The sequence below is a fragment of the Streptomyces spinosus genome, from assembly GCF_020400655.1.
GTDB classification, from domain to species: domain Bacteria; phylum Actinomycetota; class Actinomycetes; order Streptomycetales; family Streptomycetaceae; genus Streptomyces; species Streptomyces argyrophylli.
The window spans coordinates 282,841-298,720 of record NZ_JAINRC010000002.1 but is presented as its reverse complement, the minus strand read 5'-3'; the positions used below and the strand labels follow the sequence as shown (position 1 = coordinate 298,720).

Here is a 15,880-nt window from a genome sequence, read left to right as displayed (position 1 = left end):
CGTGCACGGTCCGGTCCTGTCAGCGCACTGTGCGGTCCCGCCGGTGCAGGGTGAGGTCCACGACGAGGGCGCGGTGGCCGGTGCCGGACACGCGCGGGAAGCGGGCGCCGGTCGCGGTGAAGTCCCGTGACACCAGCACGTGGTCGAGCTGGGCGCCGAAGACGGAGGCGGTGCGGGACGGCCAGCTGGGGGTGCGGTCGTGGCCGGCGAGGCGGGCCGCGTCGGTGAGGCCGGTGTCGAGGACCCGCCGGAAGGCCGCGTGGTCCTGGGAGGCGTTGAAGTCGCCGGCGAGGATCACGGGGCCGTCGTCGTGGGCGGCGGCGAAGGCGCGGAGCCCGGCGAGGTCGCGGCGCCACCGGCCCACCCGGCCCGGCAGCGGGGGCACGGTGTGGACGAGCTGGAGACGTACGGCGTGACCGCGCACGTCGGCCACGGCGCCGGGCATGCCGGGGACGCCCGCGGCGGGCCGGAGCGGGAAGCGGCTCAGGACGAGGGAGCCCTTGGAGCCGTCCTCCTCGACGGCCCGGCGGTGCGGGTAGACGCCCGCGAAGTCGCGTTCCAGGGCGGCCCGGCAGCCGGAGGCGCACTCCTGGACGAAGACCACGTCCGGCCGTCGGCCGCGCAGGACCGGGACCAGGGCGGGGGTGCCGCGGCCGGACCCGGCGTTCGCGGTGAGCACACGGAGCCGGGCGAGCGGCGGCCCGTCGGGCTCGGCGGTCTTGCCGTACGGCTCCACGTACCAGGCGAGCAGGCCGAGGACGGCGACGCTCCAGACCAGGCCCGGCCACCAGCGGGCGAGCAGCGCGCACAGCAGCGCGAAGCCGGCCGGTACGAGCAGCCAGGGCAGGAAGGCGAGCAGCTGGGGCACGGGGGTGATGCCGTCGGTGCCGGCGGCCCGGCAGCCGACGACCACGCTCACCCCGGCGAGCGGCAGCCCGGCCCACCAGGCGCCGGGCCCGCGTCCGGAGCGCTGGGTCACACGGGCGAGCCTACGTTCGCGCCGTCCAGCCGCGCCAGGAATCGCGTCAGCGCGCGGTTGAACTCCTCGGGACGCTCCAGGTTGGGCAGGTGGGCGGCGCCCTCGACGACGTGCAGGACGGAGTCCGGGAGCAAGGCGTGCATCGCCTCGGCGCGGGCGACCGGGGTGTAGGTGTCGTCGGCGCCGACCAGGACCAGGGCGGGCACCGGCAGCGCCGCCAGCAGGGCGCGGTAGTCGGGGCGGTCGGCCCGGCCGCGCAGCGCGGCTGCGGCGCCCTGCGGGGAGGTGGCCGTCATCATGCGGTGCACGTGCGCCTTGACCTCGGGGTCGGCGTAGGGGGCCACCATCTTCTCCAGCACCTCGTCGGCGTAGCCGCGCATGCCCTCGGCGAGCAGCCTCGCGGCCATGGCCTCGCGGCCCCGCCGGCCCTCGGGGGTCTCGGCCTCGGGGAAGGTGTCGGCGAGGACGAGGCCCCGGATCCGGTCGCCGCAGCGGGCGGCGCACTCCATGGCGATCTGGCCGCCCATGGACAGGCCGGCGAGGACGAAGGTCTCCACGCCCAGGTGGTCCAGGAGGTCCGTGATGTCCTGGGCGTGGCGGGCGAGCGGGACCTTGCCGGGGGTCACGGGGGAGGCGCCGTAGCCGCGCAGGTCGGGGGCGATCACCCGGCGGGTCGCGGCGAACTCGGTGAGCTGCGGCTGCCACATCGTGCGGTCGAAGGGGTGGCCGTGGACGAGGACGAGGGGGACCCGGGAGGGGATTGCGGGGTCTTTGTCCTCGAATGCGAGGAAGGGGGGCATGGCAACGACCCTAGGAGGCGGCCGCTGCTCGGTGCAATAAAATCTTTGCTCTCGGTGCAATCCAACAGGTCCGGGAACAGGGGGAGTTGTGGACGACTACCGGCGCATCGCCGACAGGATCGCCGCCGACATCACCGGCGGGCGGCTACGGCCCGGCCAACGGCTGCCGCCCCAGCGGGTGTTCGCGCGCCGGCGCGGCATCGCGCCGTCGACGGCCGGCCGGGTCTACGCCGAACTGGTGCGCCGGGGGCTGGTGGTGGGCGAGGTCGGACGCGGCACGTTCGTGCGGGCGACCGCGCCGGACGCGCAGCCGGGGATCGCCCTGACCGAGGCGGCCGGCACCCCCCTGGTCAACCTCGAGCTGAACTACCCCTCCGTGCCCGGCCAGGCCGAACTGCTGGCCCCGGCCCTGACGCCGCTGCTGCGGCCGGACGCGCTCGGCCAGGCGCTGCGGCCGGCCCCGGCGGCGGGCACCCCGGCGGCCCGGGAGGCGGTCGCCGCCCTGCTCGCCCGGAGCGGGCTGCGGGCCGGGCCGGAGCGGATCCTGTTCACCGGCAACGCCCGCCAGGCCATCGCCGCCACCCTCGCCGCGCTGGTCCGTCCCGGTGGCCGCGTCGGGGTGGAGCCGCTGACGTATCCGCTGGTCAAGGAGATCGCGGCGCGCCTCGGGCTGGTGCTGGTCCCGCTCGCCGCGGACGCGGAGGGGCCGCTGCCGGAGGCGGTGGCCGCCGCCCACCGCGCTGCGCCGCTGTCCGCGCTCTACCTCCAGCCGGCCCTGCACAACCCGACCTCCCGCACGATCGGCGCCGGACGGCTGCGGGAGCTGGCCGACTGTGTCCACAGGCTGGGGGCGCCGGTGGTGGAGGACCGGATCTGGGCCTTCCTGGACCCCGGCGGCACGCCTGCGCTGGCCGCGCTCGCTCCCGGCCTGGTGCACCTCGTCGACAGCCTGTCCAAGCGGGTGGCCCCCGGACTCACCGTCGGCTTCGCCGTCGTGCCGGAGGACCGGGTGGAGGCGGTGGCGCGGGCCGTCCGCTCCGGCGGGTGGAACGCGGGCTCCTTCGCGCTGGAGGCGGCCGTGCGCTGGCTCGGCGACGGCACCGTGGACCGGCTGGTGGCCGCCAAACGGCAGGACGCGCGGCGCCGGCAGCGGCTGGCCGCCGAGAGACTGGCCGGGTTCACCGTGCGGTCCGACCCGGCCGCCTACTTCGCCTGGTGGGAGCTGCCCGCGCCCTGGCGGGCGGACACCTTCACGGCCGCGGCACGGGCACACGGCATCGCCGTCACCCCGGGTACGGCCTTCTGCGTCGACCCGAGCCGCACACCGGACGCGGTCAGACTCGGCCTGGGGTCGGTGCCGGAGGCGTGCCTGGCACGGGCGCTGGAGACGCTGGCCGGGATTGCGCGGGGTGAGGTGGCCGGGGGCTGAGGGCGGGCCGGGGCCGGTCTGGGGGTGGGGGTGGTGCGGGGGTTGGGTGCGGGGTGCCGGTCGGATGGGGGCGCGGGGTGGGCGCCGGGGCGGTCGGGTTCGGGCTGGGGGTGGTTTCGGAGGGGGGCGCCCGCCGATGGCGCGTGTGGCGGGGTAGCCGGGGGCCGGGCTGGGGTGGTGCGGGGGTTGGGTGCGGGGTGCCGGTCGGATGGGGGTTCGCCCGGGGCGGGCGCCGGCGGGGCGGCGGGAGGGCGAGGGTGGGCCCGGAGCCGGCAGCGGTTCCGGGTTCTGCGCCGGGTGCCGCTCGGGTGTGGGCCGGGGCGGGAGCCGGTGTGGTGCGGGGTGGGCGGTGCGGCGGGGACCGGGTGGGGTCAGACCTCGGCTCGGGTCGGTGACGTGGGGGTGGTCGGGGACGTCCGCGGGGGGCGGGGCGGCCGGAGGCGGCGGATGAGCCAGGCGGTGAGGGCGACCGCCAGGCCGAGGCCCAGCAGCAGCCAGGCGGTCGTGCGCAGGGTCCCGGTCAGGGCGTCGTAGACGGCACCCGCCGCCGGGTGGGGCACATCGGCGGGCAGGTCGGCCAGGGTCAGGCCGCGGCCGACGGCCACGGCGGCGGCGAGCAGGGCGCCGCCCAGGGCCGTGCCCAGGCCCGTCGCGACGATGGCCCGGCGCCGGTGGACGGCGAGCGCGATCCCGCCGGCGGCGAAGACCACGGCCGCCACCGGCAGCCAGAAGCCGGCCACTTCGAGCACGTGGTAGCCCTTCCGGAGCTTGGTCAGCCGGTCGGCCGGGAGCACGGGGACCTCGGTGTGCTCCACCGGGATGTGCACCGCGAGCGTCACGTGATCATGGATGAGCTGGCGCTTGACCTGGGCGGTGACCGGGGCCAGGTCGACGGTGACGGCGCGCTCGTCCGACCCGCGCAGGGCGCGCAGCACGGCGTCGTGGGTGATCCGGTTACCGGTGTCCCAGGCCAGCCGGAAGGCTTGGGTCTGGGTGAAGGAGCGCACCGCGTCGTGCACGAACGGCCGGACCGAGCCGCGTACCGGGTGCACGTCCAGGTGCTCGTCCACCGCGCGCAGGACGCCGTCGCCGACCGTGTCCACGACGGCCTCCCGCACGGCCGGGTCGGCGGCGAGCGGTGCCATCGTGGTGACGTACCGGCCCGTGTCGGCCAGCCCGTACGCCGCCCAGGCCGCCAGCGCGCCGAACGGCACGAGGAGGCAGGAGAGGGCGATCAAAACGGCCGACAGGGCGCTCCTGAGACGTGAGGGCACGGTTCCAGGCAAGGGCCGCTCCGGCCGGAGCGCGAGCGGAGGGACTGCGTTCGGGTGTCCTCCGGTGGAGGGTTCCCCCGAACGGGTGTTTCCTGGTGCTGTGGGGGCCGAAGTGGCGGAGTGGGCCACTGGGGGCACAGGGGAGCGCGTGGCCTCCGGCCGCCCGGCCGGGGTCCACGCGCCGCTCGGCCGGCCGGTCCGGCGGACCGGCACCCGCGTCCGGCCCCCGGCCGACGCGACCGGCAGCCGTCCCGGGCCTCCCCCGGAAGTCCCGGCGCTCCGGCGGACCCCGCCGGACTCAGCGGACCCGGCGGCCGAAGGCGTCCTCCCGGGTGTAGTAGCGGTAGAAGAACGCGGCGAAGGTGGCCGCCGACACCAGCAGCGAGATCAGCACCGCCCGTGGCACGTCACCGCTCTGGCTGGCGCTCTGGGTGGGGATCCAGCTGCCGCGCTGGTTGTAGAGGAAGCCGAACGCGCAGCCGACGAACGCCGTCCACAGCAGCGCGTGCACCTCCCGCCGCATCCGGGGCCCCAGTACCAGCAGGGTCGCGCACAGCACCGCGAACACCAGCCCGCTGAGGAAGCCGAGCAGCAGGTTGCCGCCGGTGATCGGGCCGCCGACGCGGGCGTTGGCCGCCACCCAGTAGCCGTAGACCAGCCCCAGCGCGACCGGGACGGCCACCCGGCCGATCGCGTGGGTGCGCGCGTCGAAGACGTCGGGCGGGCGCCGGACCACGTCGGACGACCGCCGTTCCGCCGCGGGCGTGCGGCCGGGCCGGGACATCTCGCCGGGCGCGGGTGCCGCTTGAGCCATGAGAGCACTCCTTCCTCTCCTCGCCCCCGTGTCCAGGGCACACCGGGGCGCACGGCCTGGCAAGTCGGCCAGGAGGGTGAGGGGTGCCCGGATGCGTGCCGTTGGTCCCCGTGGTTCGCTGAGGGGCATGGAGGGCCGGGTGCCGTGACGGAGATGGAGTTCGGGCGGCGGCGCCCGCCGCTGCGGATCCGCGGGGCGGGCGTCGCGTGGCTGCCGCCCCTGCTGCTGCTCGTCGGCGTCATCGTGCTGGACTTCGCCACCAGTGAGAAGTTCCGGATCATCACCTGGATCGTGCTGGTCCCGGGCATCGCCGCCGCGATCTGCGGGGTCTGGACGACGGCCGCCTACGGCGTCCTGGCCGTGGTGACGTACGTCCTCGTGGACAACGCCTGGCCCGACCAGTACAAGGCCGGGTTCGGCGACTTCCTCCTCGTCGCCCTCGGCGGCGCCCTCGCCACCCTGGCCGCGGTCGTGCGCGTGCGTGAGGACCGGCACGTCGGGCACATGCGGGACATCGCCGAGACCACCCGGCGCACCGTGCTGCGCCCGCTGCCACCGTGCTGGGCCGGGCTGGAGCACGCGGGCGTGTACCTGGCCGCCGACGTCGACGCCCGGGTGGGCGGCGACTTCTACGACATCCAGCCCAGCCCGCACGGCACCCGGGTGCTCGTCGGTGACGTGCAGGGCAAGGGACTGGGCGCGGTGGAGGCCGCGGCCGCGCTGCTCGGCACCTTCCGTGAGGCCGGGTACCACGAGGGGGATCTCGGGACCGTCGCCGACCGCCTGGAGACCCGGATGCGGCGCCACCGTGCCCACACCGCCGCGCTCGGCCGGGACGACGGCGACCGCTTCGCCACCGCCGTCCTCATCGACTTCCCCCACGGCACCACGGACACGATCGACGTCACGAACTTCGGCCACGAGCCCCCGCTCGCCGTCGGCCCGCGCGGAGTCCGCGAGCTGCCCGCCGGCGACGGGCTGCCGCTCGGCCTCGGCGACCTCGCGGGCGACCCGCCGCCCGTGCACCGGGTACCGCTCGCCGCCGACGAGACGCTGCTGCTGGTCACCGACGGGGTGACCGAGGCCCGCGACGAGTCCGGCGAGTTCTACGACCTGGCCCGCGAGGTGTCCCGCGCGGTCCGCGCCGACCCCCGCCGCTCCGAACCCCGCCGGCTGGTCCGGCGGGTCCGCGACGGCGTACTGCGCCACAGCGGCGGCTGCCTGGAGGACGACACGACGGTCTTCGCGGTCCGGCGGCTGCCGGACGACGGCGGGCGGCCCGGCGTGGCGGGCGCGGCTCGCGCGGGCGGCGTGGCGGGTCCACAAGCCCCGGCGGGCGGCGACCCGGGCACCGGGCGGGCGCGGGGCGCGTGACGGCGCACGCCGGTGAGGGGGAGTCCCGGACGGGGGCCGGGCCGCGCGCGAAGGAGGGTGTTTGCCGGGGGGACGCCTCGGTTTGCAGGCGCAGCGGTTACGGTGCTGGCTGGAGAACGGATCCACGGGGCCCCGGGTACGCGCGGGTCGCGGGATCCACAGGGTGACTTGGGGGAGGCACGATGCCCGGAACCGTGCTGCTGCTCGCGGCCGCGCCGCTGGGGCGGGGGCGCCTGGTGGACGCGGCCGGTGTCCTGCCGGTGCTGGCCGCGGTCGCCCCCGCCGTCCTGTCCGGCACGGACACCGCGAACGTCGTCGAACTCGCCGATCCGCTGGAGCCGCAGGCCGTCCTCACCCGGCTGCGGGCCGCCGCGGCCTCCCCCGGCCCGCTCACCGTGTACGTCACCGGCCAGTTGCAGCTCGACCGCCGGCAGCACCAGCCGCACCTCGCGCTGGCCCGCACCACACCGGCCACGGTCCGCTACACCGCGCTGCCCTGGCACTGGATCCGCGAGGAACTGCGCCTGCGTTCCGCCGCCGACACCGCGCTCGTGGTGGACCTGCACGCGGACACCGAGGCCTGGCGGCACGTCACCGAACGCGGCCTCGACTCCGGCCGGAACACCGCCGTGTACGGCCGTGTCGCCCCGGCGGCGGGCCGGCGGGGGCTGGCGGAGCCGGCGTACATGAAGACGGTGGCCACGCTGCTGCGCAGCGGCCACCGGCCCCCGCTGGAGGAGTTGCACCAGCAGGCGGTGGGCCGGATCGCGCGGGAGACGACGGGCAACCTGCTGCTGGCCGACGCGGGGGGCCACGCCGTACCCGTCCCGCGGGTCCCGCCCGCCGCACCGGCCTCCCCGACCGCGTTCACCACGGTCACCGCCGCGTTCCCCTCCCCCCGCTCCGAGGACCCGCACGCCGCCATCAGCGCCGCCGTGCGCGCCGGCCGGCATGCCGAGGCGGACGGGATGGCCGCCCGGTACGAGGCGGAGGCCGTGCGAGGGTACGGCGCCGCTTCGGAGCAGGCGCTGCACTGGAGCGAGGTGCGGGCCGATCTGGCGATGTTCGCGGGGGACCCGGTGCGCAGTTGCCGGGCCTGGCTGACGGTGGCCGAGACGCGGCTGGCCGCCGGGCAGGCGGTGGACGCGCCCGCCGTGGAGGGAGCCGTGGACCGTGCCCACCACCAGTGGACCCGGATCAAGGACACGGCGCGGGCCCGTGAACTCGGGCCCGCGCTCGCGCAGTTGCGGCTCAGGGTGCCGGGACGCCGGCGCGGCGCGCTGGAGAGCGTCCAGCGGGAGCTCGGCCGGCTCCAGGCCGCCAGGTGAGCCTTACTTGGTGAACGTGAAGTACTTCCAGGCGCCGTGCGTCGTGGAGTTCACGATGTCACCGGACGAGCTGTTGATGTACGACGAGCGCACCCGGAACCGCCAGCCGACGTCCTCGGCGTGGTTGCCGGTGATGCGGACCTTGGAGACGCCGTCGGAGCCCAGCTTGAAGTAGGCGGGGTCGCCCGGGTACCAGCGGCCCTGGTAGTACACCTCGAACTCGAACTTCTGCGCGCGGCCCGGGTAGTACGACATCTTCGTCGTGATCAGCGGGTCCTTGGTCTTGTGGAAGAAGTAGTACGTGTGGCCCCACGCCGACTTCGCCTTGTAGTGGCTGCTGACCGAGGTGGAGACGCTGACCTTGGCGCCGACGGTGCTGGCGGCGGACGCCGGCTTGTAGCGGGAGTCGCCCGCGAACTTCGCGGTGACCTTCGTGTCCCGCTTGAGGTCCAGCGTGACCGACAGGTTGCCGTCGGAGTTGACCTTGCCGGACTTCACGAGCTTGTTCGGCTTGTCGCCGCCGAACGGATCGGCCCAGATCTCCACCGTGCGGTTCTTGTACGTCTTGCCCAGGTGGGCGGTGAACTTGACGTCCTTGCCGTACGAGTACACCTTGCCGTTGTTGTTGACGGTCAGCGTCGGCTTGGCGCGGGAGACGTCGACGGAGTCCGAGCCGGAGGCCGCCGTGTGGACGGCGTCGCCGGCGTAGGCCACCGTGTACTTCACCTTGCCGCCGGCCGGCGGGGTGTCGGTGAAGGAGAAGGTGCCGTCGGCCTTGGTGACCGCCGCCGCGAGCGCCTTGCCCTTCGGCGACTCCAGGTCGGTGCGGGTCACGGTCAGCTTGGTGCCGGCCGGGACGGCCACCTTGGAGCCGACCTTGCCCTTGACCGTGAGCTTCTTGGCGCGGGTCGCGGTGGCCGGCGCGTCCACGGTGACGGTGGAGACCGCCTTGGTGGGCGCGTTCAGGACGCGCAGGGAGAACACGCCCTCGCTGTTGCTGGTGACCGCGAACAGCCGGGAGCCGTCCGGGGTCCAGGCCAGGCCGCCCCGGGCCAGCAGGTCGGAACCGCTGGTGTTGCCGGTGTTGGGGAAGTCGTAGGTGCGGACCGCCTCGCTGGTGCCGGGCTTGAAGATGTAGACGTCCGGCTCGTAGGAGCCGGAGATGCCGGCCGCGACCGTGCCGTTCGGCGCGATGGCGACGGAGTTGGGGTACGCGTCCGTGACGTACTTGCCGTCCTCGTTGAGGTCGGAGGTCCGGAACACCTGCTGGTAGTACGGCGCGCCGCTGGCCACCACGACGTCCTTGCCGTCGGGGGTGACCTGGAGGTCGCCGAGGTTGCTGCCCGCCTCGCGGGTGCTCGCCAGCTTGGTGGCGGTGCCCGACGCGACGTCGTACGAGGCCAGTTCGACCGGGCTCTGCCCGACCGCGCCGGCGACGAGGGTGCTGGAGCCGGGCGCGGCGTCCAGCAGTGGGGCCGAGTACCAGCCGCTGTCCTGGCCGAGCGTGACCGTGTGGTCCTCGGCGGCCAGGTCGACGGAGCCGATGTTGCCCGCGGTGTCGCCGCCGTAGCCGAACCACAGCTTGCCGCCCGCGAGGGCGACGCTGAGCGGCTTGTCGCCGACCGAGTACCGGGCGGTCTCGGTGTCGGTGGCGGTGTCGTAGACGGCGATGGAGTCGAGGTCCTGCACGGCCGCGTAGAGCGTGCCGGAGTCGGCGGACAGCTCCAGGCCCGCGACGCCGGACAGGTTGGTGGTGAGCTGCTTGACGACCTTGCCGGCGTAGTCGGTGACGACGATCTTGCCGTTCAGCGGGTCGCTGATGAAGACCTGCTGGTGGACGGCGTCGACGACGATGTCACCGGTCGTCCTGACGGGCAGGGCCTGGGTGGAGTCGGCGAAGGCCGGGGTGACGGCGAGAGCCGCGGAGCTGAAGAAGACCGCCAGGGTGGTGGCGGCTGTGAGAGAGCGCTTGCGCACGCTGATTCGAACCCCCCGGAACGAATGAGAAAAAAGAATTGGGCGCCGCGTGGGCAGGGCGATGCGTCCGCCCCCTGTGCATGTGCCGTGTGTGCCTGGTGCGGCGAGTGTGGAAAGACTAGGTCATGCCACCGACAAAAGCGCGCGGGCTTTTGAGGCGGGTGCGCGGACATCTGGGGCGCCCGGGGACGACCCGGGCGGGCGCGGCGGGCCGGCCGCGGCGCGGTGATGCGAGGGTACGGGCCGGCCGGGGCCGCGCGCTTGCGCCCGCTGAGCCGGCCACGACACGCGGCGGCCCGTACGGGCACGCCCGACACGCACGGCACCGCGGCGCACCGACGTGCCGTTCCGGGCGGCCGTGGCTGTCAGGGGTCCGCGGGCGCCGGCGGTCCGTGAGCCCGGGGCGGTCCGCCCTCCAGGCCGGCGTTCCCGCGGCAGCCGGGTGTCCCGGCGCACCGCCCCGGCCGGCCGTGGCTGTCGGCGGTCCGCGGGCGCCGTCGACCGGGTGGCGGCGGCCGGGCGCTGGGGGTGGTCGACTCCCGGGACGGTGTTTCCGGGGTGCCCGGGTGTCCCGGCGCGCCGCCCCGGCCGGCCGTGGCTGTCGGCGGTCCGCGGGCGCCGTCGACCGGGTGGCGGCGGCTCGGGAGCCCGGCGGTCCGTCCTTCGGGCCGGTGCTTCGGTGCGCCTGAGTGTCCCGGCGTGCTGTCCCGGCTGCCGATGGCCGTCAGGGTCCGTGGGCCTCGGCGGTCCGGGCGCCCGGGCGGTCCGGGTGGCCGCTCCTTCGAGGCGGCGTTCCCGTGGCGGCGGATGCCCTGGCGTGCCGCTCCGGACTGCCGCGGCCGTCAGGGGTTGGCCTGCTCGGCCGTCGTCGGTGCCGGGGGTGTGTCGGCCGCGCGGGCCGGGCCCGCGTTCGCCGCGAGGAGGAGGGCCGCGGCGGCGATGACGGCCGCGATGATCCCCCGTGCGGTGGAGGTTCGGCCGATCGGGCGGATGCGGGAGTGGGGCGGTGCGTAGGGTGCGGATGTACGTCCGGGCACGGCGACCTCACAACACAACAGCGGCGTGTTAAGCATGTTTAATTCGCCGTTTAACCTAGGGGCTGCCGGAACGCAACGGCAAGGGGTGTCAGGCCAGTTGGGGGGAGCAGGCGGCATGCGGGAGCGGGACGACCCGGAGGTCATCGGGCGGCGGGTACAACGGCTGCGCAATCAACGGGGGCTCACCCAGAGACAGTTGGCTGAGCCCGCGTACACACCCGCCTACATCTCCACCCTGGAGGCCGGCCGGGTGCGCGCGTCCGACGAGGCGTTGCGGCACATCGCCGACCGGCTCGGCGTCGCCTTCGAGGAACTGGCCGTCGGCCGGCCCGCCCACCTCGCCACCGACCTCCGGCTGCGGCTCACCGAGGCCCAGCGGGCCCTCGCCGACGGACGGGCCGAGGAGGCGGCCGCCCAGTACGCCGTGCTGCGTGCGGAGGCCGAGGCCCACGCACTGGAGCACGAGCACGCCGCCGCCCTGCTCGGGCTCGGGGAGTGCGCGCTGGAGACGGGTCGGCTGACCACGGCGCGCGAGTTCTTCGAACAGGCCGAGGAACGGCTCGCCGGCGAGACCCTGCCGGTGCGGGTGCCCGCCCTGCGCGGCCGGGCCGTCGCCCACTACCTGGCCGGCGAACTCCGGTACGCCGTCTACCTCCTGGAAACCGCGCTAGACGAGCTGAACCGGGGCGGACTGCACGACCCCGACGCCCTCCTGCTGCTCTACGCCAGCATCATCGGCCCGTACATGGACATGGGCGCCCACGCCCGCGCCGCCCAGGCCGCCGAGTTCGCCCTGGCGCTCGCCCCGCAGGCCGGCGACCCCGCGCTGATCGCCCGGATGCACCGCTCGGTGGCCCGCACCCTGCTCGCCGAGGGCCGCGCCGACGAGGCCGACGCCTCCCTGGCCAAGGCGGCCGAGCTGTACCGCCGGCTGAGCCTGCGCACCGAACTGGCCAACTGCCACTGGATGCGCGGCTACGTCTGCGCGCAGAACGGCGAACTGGACCGCGCCGAGGAAGAGTTGCGCCAGGCGCACACCATGCTGTCGGAGACCCGCGCCGCCCTGTACCGCAGCCAGGCCGCCGTGGAGCTCGCCGACGTCCTGCACCGCCGGGGCAAATCGGGGGAGGCAGCCGAACTGCTGGAGGAGGTCCTCGGGGACTTCTCCTCCGAGCGCGGTGCCGTCCACGCCGCCGGCGCGCACCGCCTCCTCGGCATCATCGCCGAGGACGCCCGGGACACCGAGGCGGCCGAGGAGCACTACGTCCGCGCCCTCAGCCTCCTGGAACGCGCGGGCGCCGCCGGCGACCTCGCCGACCTGTGCCGCCTGCTCGGCGACCTCTTCCGCCGCACGGGCCGCGTGGAGGCCGCCCTGGACGCCTACCGCACCGGCCTCGGCCACCGCACCGCCCCCGGCACCACCACCCTCGGCCCGGCCCCCGCCCAGCCGCCGCTCTGAGCCCTCACACCTGCGCCCGGCCCTGCTTGCGGATGTCGGCCAGGCGCAGGGCGCCGACCTGCACGGCCGCCTGGGTGGCATCGTTCGGTACGTCACCCAGGCCGCCGTTGGTCAGCGCGAACGCGTCCTCGCCGAGGCGGACGGCGGCGACGTCCAGGGTCAGCAGGAAATCCTGCGCGTCGGCTGTCGTACCGGCGACGGTGACGCGCAGCCCCTGGCGGGCGTCGCCCACCTCGGGCAGCGGGGCGTCCACGACCTGCACGTCCTCCACCAGCCCCGTCTCGGTGGTGGCCGTGAACCGCGCGCACCGCGCCGGAAGCGTCCGCAGCCACGCCAGCACGGCGTCGACGTCGGACGGGCGGCGGGCGCCGATCTGGTAGCGGAGCTGGGCGTCGGTGTCGGCGTCGTCCAGGCCGACGGTGACGCGGGCCGGTCCGCCGAGCAGTTCGTCGCCGTAGAGGGCGTCCAGCAGCCGCTGGCACTCCCCGGCCGAGGTCTGCGCCTTCAGGATCCCGTCGTGCCAGGTGGCCGCGCCGCGCGTGGCGATCCAGGAACCGCCGAGATCGCTCGGGCCGATCAGCGCGGCCTGCGCCTGCTCGTCGCTGAGCGAGGAGCCGCCGGTCGGCGCGGACGACCGGGGCGTCGGGGCCGGCCGGTCGAGCGTGGGCAGGGGGTACGGCGCGCTCGCCGGGTGGTTGAGGCCGAGGGCCGCGCAGGCGCCCGCGATCAGCAGGCCGGCGCCGGTCAGGGAGAGGGACACGGCACGGGGGAGGTGGGGTATCTCGGGGGACATCGGTGCCTCCTGGGCTGCGGGCGGCCGGGGTGCCTGGTTCTCACGGCACCACCGCCCTGACCTGCGCACCAACGCTCCGGGCCGTACGGGTGAGGGGGCGCAGGGAAATCCGCGGCGGGGCTCCGGCGGGGCCGGAACGGTGCCGTCCGCGCGATCGCCCGCCTGGGCACGCCGACCTCGACGACGCCGGAGACCGCCCCGGCCCCCGCCCACCGCCGGACTCCCGCGGCGCGCCGCCGGACGGGTGACGGGGCGGGCGCCGGGCGGTGGGAGCGGTCCCGGGGCGGCACTGATCTAAGGTCGGCACGACGGAAGGAGTCCGCCGTGGACGGTCAGCCCATTCCCGTGATCATCGACTGCGACACCGGCGTCGACGACGCCCTGGCCCTGCTGTTCGCCGTGCGCCACCCCGGACTCGACCTGCGGGCGGTGACCTGCGTGGCCGGGAACACCGACGTGGACGGGGTGGTCCGCAACACCCTCACCGTGCTGGAACAGGCGGGCGCCCCCGCCGTCCCGGTGGCCCGGGGTGCCGAGCGCCCGCTGCTCGAGCCGGCCCGCCCGGCCCCGGTGCACGGCGCCGACGGCATGGGCGACCTGGGCCTGCCCGCGCCCACCCGGACCGCGGTGGACATCGACGCCGTCAGCCTGCTGCGCCGGGAGATCCTGGCCAGCCCGCGCCCGGTGACGCTGATCCCGACCGCGCCGCTCACCAACATCGCCCTGCTGCTGCGCACACACCCCGAGGTGACCGGGAACATCGAGCGGATCGTGTTCATGGGCGGGGCGGTGGCGACCGGGAACGCCACGCCGGTCGCGGAGTTCAACGTCTGGCACGACCCGGAGGCGGCGGCGATCCTGCTGACCGCCGGGGTGCCGATCACGATGTACGGCCTGGACGTCTTCCAGCAGGTCGTGGTGGACGGCGCGGAGGTCCACCGGCTGCGCGCGAGCGCCGAGCCCGGCACCCGGCTGGCCGGTGAGCTGCTCGCCCACCGGCCGGCCCACCAGGGCGAGCCGCCCCAGGCCGAGGAGGCGGGCGGCCTCGGCGACGCGGGCGCGGTGTGCGCGGTCGCCGACCCGCAGGGCATCACCACCCGCCGGCTCCCGGTCGAGGTCTCCCTCGCCCCGGGCCCCACCCGGGGCCAGACGATCGTCGACCGCCGCCTGCGCCCCGGCGAGTCCGAGATCCACGAGGGCGGACGCGAACGCGCCCTGGTGGACGTGGCGCTGGAGGTGAACGCCGACCGCTACGTGAAGCTGTACCTGGAGACGGTCGCGCGGTAGGCGCTACTCGGCGGCGGACGGCGAGACCGCCCAGCGCTCCTCCACCCGGGCGACCTTCCAGTACGCCAGCGCCGCCGCCCACACCAGGACGAACAGGCCGACGATGAGGTAGCCGACGTTGTCCAGGTCCAGGCCGGCGATCCAGCCGGTGACGTCGTCGTGCAGGCCGAACTTCTCGTGCAGGACGCCGACCAGCTCGATGGTGCCGATGAAGAAGGCGACCGCGATGGACAGACCGGTGATGGCGAGGTTGTAGAAGACCTTGCGGACCGGGTTGGAGAACGCCCACTGGTAGGCGAAGTTCATGAACGTGCCGTCGAGGGTGTCGAACAGGCTCATCCCGGCGGCGAAGAGGAGGGGCAGGCAGAGGATCGCGTACCAGGGCAGTCCCGCCGCCGCGCCCGAGCCCGCCATCACCATCAGCGTCACCTCGGTGGCCGTGTCGAAGCCGAGGCCGAAGAGGAAGCCGAGCGGGTACATCTGCCCCGGCCGCGAGACGGACTTCGTCAGCCGCCCGAGGACGCGGTTCATGAACCCCCGCGAGTCCAGGTGCTGTTCCAGTTCCTTCTCGTCGTACGCGCCCGCGCGCATCGCCCGGAAGACCTTCAGGATGCCCACCAGGGCGACCAGGTTCAGGGCGGCGATGAGGTAGAGGAACGTACCGGAGACCGTCGTACCGAGGAAGCCGAGCACCCGGTGGGTGGTGGAGCCCTCGTTCATGACCTTCCCGGCCAGCGAGGTCCCGCCCGCGATCAGCAGGGCCAGCAGCACCACCACGCTGGAGTGGCCCAGCGCGAACCAGAACCCCACCGACACCGGCCGCTTGCCGTCGGCCATCAGCTTGCGGGTGGTGTTGTCGATCGCCGCGATGTGGTCGGCGTCGAAGGCGTGCCGCATGCCGAGGGTGTAGGCGGTGACGCCCAGCCCGACCCCGAAGACATCGGTGCCGACCTTGTAGTGCTCGGGTGCGACGAGGACGTAGAGGATCCCGAACGCGACGACGTGGAGGGCGACGATCACCGCCAGCAGTCCCACCGTCTTGACGGTGTCCTCGCGTCGCCAGCGGAAAGACGTGGCATCGGCCATGGGTTCACGCTCCAGCACCTCGTGGATCACTTCGTGAGCTGCCGTGGCCGGTCTCCTGGCTTACGGGTCGTACGTCCGCCGTTCCTGCCTTCCCGGTCTGCGACCAGTGGCCCGGCGGTGCCGGACGGAACGGGAACTCCCCGATCACAGTGGCGAGGGCCGCGTCGACCTTCCATCGACTTCCCGAACACCACGGCCCGCCCACCGTAGAGGGGCACGCGGTTTCCTGCATAGCTGCGCACC

13 protein-coding genes and 1 riboswitch are annotated in these 15,880 nt (G+C 75.0%); of the genes, 5 read left to right on the top strand and 8 right to left on the bottom strand.

Translation table 11 applies throughout. From position 1 onward, the window contains the following. Positions 1–19 precede the first annotated feature (19 nt). Positions 20–979: an endonuclease/exonuclease/phosphatase family protein gene (locus LG395_RS05255; protein ID WP_225808612.1), complete on the bottom strand. Its 960-nt coding sequence runs from the start codon at positions 977–979 to the stop codon at positions 20–22. Beyond that, on the bottom strand, positions 976–1,779 hold the full coding sequence (locus tag LG395_RS05250) for an alpha/beta fold hydrolase (protein WP_225808611.1): 804 nt from the start codon (positions 1,777–1,779) through the stop codon (positions 976–978). The genes LG395_RS05255 and LG395_RS05250 overlap by 4 nt, the downstream gene beginning before the upstream one ends. Positions 1,780–1,867: 88 nt before the next feature. On the opposite strand from LG395_RS05250, the gene LG395_RS05245 reads away from it, so the two are divergent. Next, the gene (locus LG395_RS05245) at positions 1,868–3,208 is read left to right on the top strand and encodes an aminotransferase-like domain-containing protein (RefSeq protein ID WP_225808610.1); all 1,341 of its coding nucleotides are present in this window, start codon (positions 1,868–1,870) and stop codon (positions 3,206–3,208) included. A gap of 371 nt (positions 3,209–3,579) precedes the next feature. Here the strand turns inward: LG395_RS05245 and LG395_RS05240 are convergent, their stop codons facing one another. Both LG395_RS05240 and LG395_RS05235 read right to left on the bottom strand, forming a co-directional pair. Then, positions 3,580–4,482 (bottom strand): hypothetical protein, encoded by a 903-nt coding sequence (locus LG395_RS05240; RefSeq protein WP_225808609.1) that lies wholly within the window; start codon positions 4,480–4,482, stop codon positions 3,580–3,582. 298 nt (positions 4,483–4,780) lie between these two features. Continuing rightward, positions 4,781–5,296, bottom strand: a complete 516-nt coding sequence (locus LG395_RS05235) for a hypothetical protein (RefSeq protein ID WP_225808608.1) — start codon at positions 5,294–5,296, stop codon at positions 4,781–4,783. A gap of 153 nt (positions 5,297–5,449) precedes the next feature. On the opposite strand from LG395_RS05235, the gene LG395_RS05230 reads away from it, so the two are divergent. Both LG395_RS05230 and LG395_RS05225 read left to right on the top strand, forming a co-directional pair. Next, entirely contained in the window at positions 5,450–6,670 is a 1,221-nt protein-coding gene (locus LG395_RS05230) for a PP2C family protein-serine/threonine phosphatase (protein WP_225808791.1), read from the top strand. Between the two features lie 182 nt (positions 6,671–6,852). Continuing rightward, positions 6,853–7,998 carry a hypothetical protein gene (locus LG395_RS05225; RefSeq protein WP_225808607.1) on the top strand — a complete coding sequence of 382 codons (1,146 nt, stop codon included), beginning with the start codon at positions 6,853–6,855 and terminating at the stop codon, positions 7,996–7,998. Between the two features lie 3 nt (positions 7,999–8,001). Here the strand turns inward: LG395_RS05225 and LG395_RS05220 are convergent, their stop codons facing one another. Both LG395_RS05220 and LG395_RS05215 read right to left on the bottom strand, forming a co-directional pair. Next, positions 8,002–9,975 carry a YncE family protein gene (locus LG395_RS05220; RefSeq protein WP_225808606.1) on the bottom strand — a complete coding sequence of 658 codons (1,974 nt, stop codon included), beginning with the start codon at positions 9,973–9,975 and terminating at the stop codon, positions 8,002–8,004. Positions 9,976–10,817: 842 nt separating this feature from the next. After that, entirely contained in the window at positions 10,818–11,012 is a 195-nt protein-coding gene (locus LG395_RS05215; RefSeq protein ID WP_225808803.1) for a hypothetical protein, read from the bottom strand. 115 nt (positions 11,013–11,127) lie between these two features. Between LG395_RS05215 and LG395_RS05210 the strand changes: the two genes are divergently transcribed. Then, the gene (locus tag LG395_RS05210; protein ID WP_171154494.1) at positions 11,128–12,471 is read left to right on the top strand and encodes a helix-turn-helix domain-containing protein; all 1,344 of its coding nucleotides are present in this window, start codon (positions 11,128–11,130) and stop codon (positions 12,469–12,471) included. Positions 12,472–12,475: 4 nt separating this feature from the next. On the opposite strand, the gene LG395_RS05205 is transcribed toward LG395_RS05210, so the two are convergent. Further along, positions 12,476–13,264 carry a hypothetical protein gene (locus LG395_RS05205; RefSeq protein ID WP_225808605.1) on the bottom strand — a complete coding sequence of 263 codons (789 nt, stop codon included), beginning with the start codon at positions 13,262–13,264 and terminating at the stop codon, positions 12,476–12,478. 324 nt (positions 13,265–13,588) lie between these two features. Here LG395_RS05205 and LG395_RS05200 point away from each other — a divergent pair, with 324 nt between their 5' ends. Continuing rightward, positions 13,589–14,551: a nucleoside hydrolase gene (locus LG395_RS05200; protein WP_171154491.1), complete on the top strand. Its 963-nt coding sequence runs from the start codon at positions 13,589–13,591 to the stop codon at positions 14,549–14,551. Between the two features lie 3 nt (positions 14,552–14,554). Here LG395_RS05200 and nicT read toward each other — a convergent pair whose 3' ends face one another. Next, entirely contained in the window at positions 14,555–15,637 is a 1,083-nt protein-coding gene (gene nicT / locus LG395_RS05195) for a Nickel transporter NicT (protein ID WP_225808604.1), read from the bottom strand. A gap of 28 nt (positions 15,638–15,665) precedes the next feature. After that, positions 15,666–15,847: riboswitch (cobalamin riboswitch) on the bottom strand. Positions 15,848–15,880: the final 33 nt, after the last annotated feature.

Excerpts from the sequence above, each read along its gene's own strand:
- LG395_RS05250 (WP_225808611.1), bottom strand. The coding sequence starts at position 1,779 with ATGCCCCCCTTCCTCGCATTCGAGGACAAAGACCCCGCAATCCCCTCC.
- LG395_RS05235 (WP_225808608.1), bottom strand. The coding sequence starts at position 5,296 with ATGGCTCAAGCGGCACCCGCGCCCGGCGAGATGTCCCGGCCCGGCCGC.
- LG395_RS05230 (WP_225808791.1), top strand. The coding sequence starts at position 5,450 with ATGGAGTTCGGGCGGCGGCGCCCGCCGCTGCGGATCCGCGGGGCGGGC.
- LG395_RS05225 (WP_225808607.1), top strand. The coding sequence starts at position 6,853 with ATGCCCGGAACCGTGCTGCTGCTCGCGGCCGCGCCGCTGGGGCGGGGG.
- LG395_RS05210 (WP_171154494.1), top strand. The coding sequence starts at position 11,128 with ATGCGGGAGCGGGACGACCCGGAGGTCATCGGGCGGCGGGTACAACGG.
- LG395_RS05205 (WP_225808605.1), bottom strand. The coding sequence starts at position 13,264 with ATGTCCCCCGAGATACCCCACCTCCCCCGTGCCGTGTCCCTCTCCCTG.
- nicT (WP_225808604.1), bottom strand. The coding sequence starts at position 15,637 with ATGGCCGATGCCACGTCTTTCCGCTGGCGACGCGAGGACACCGTCAAG.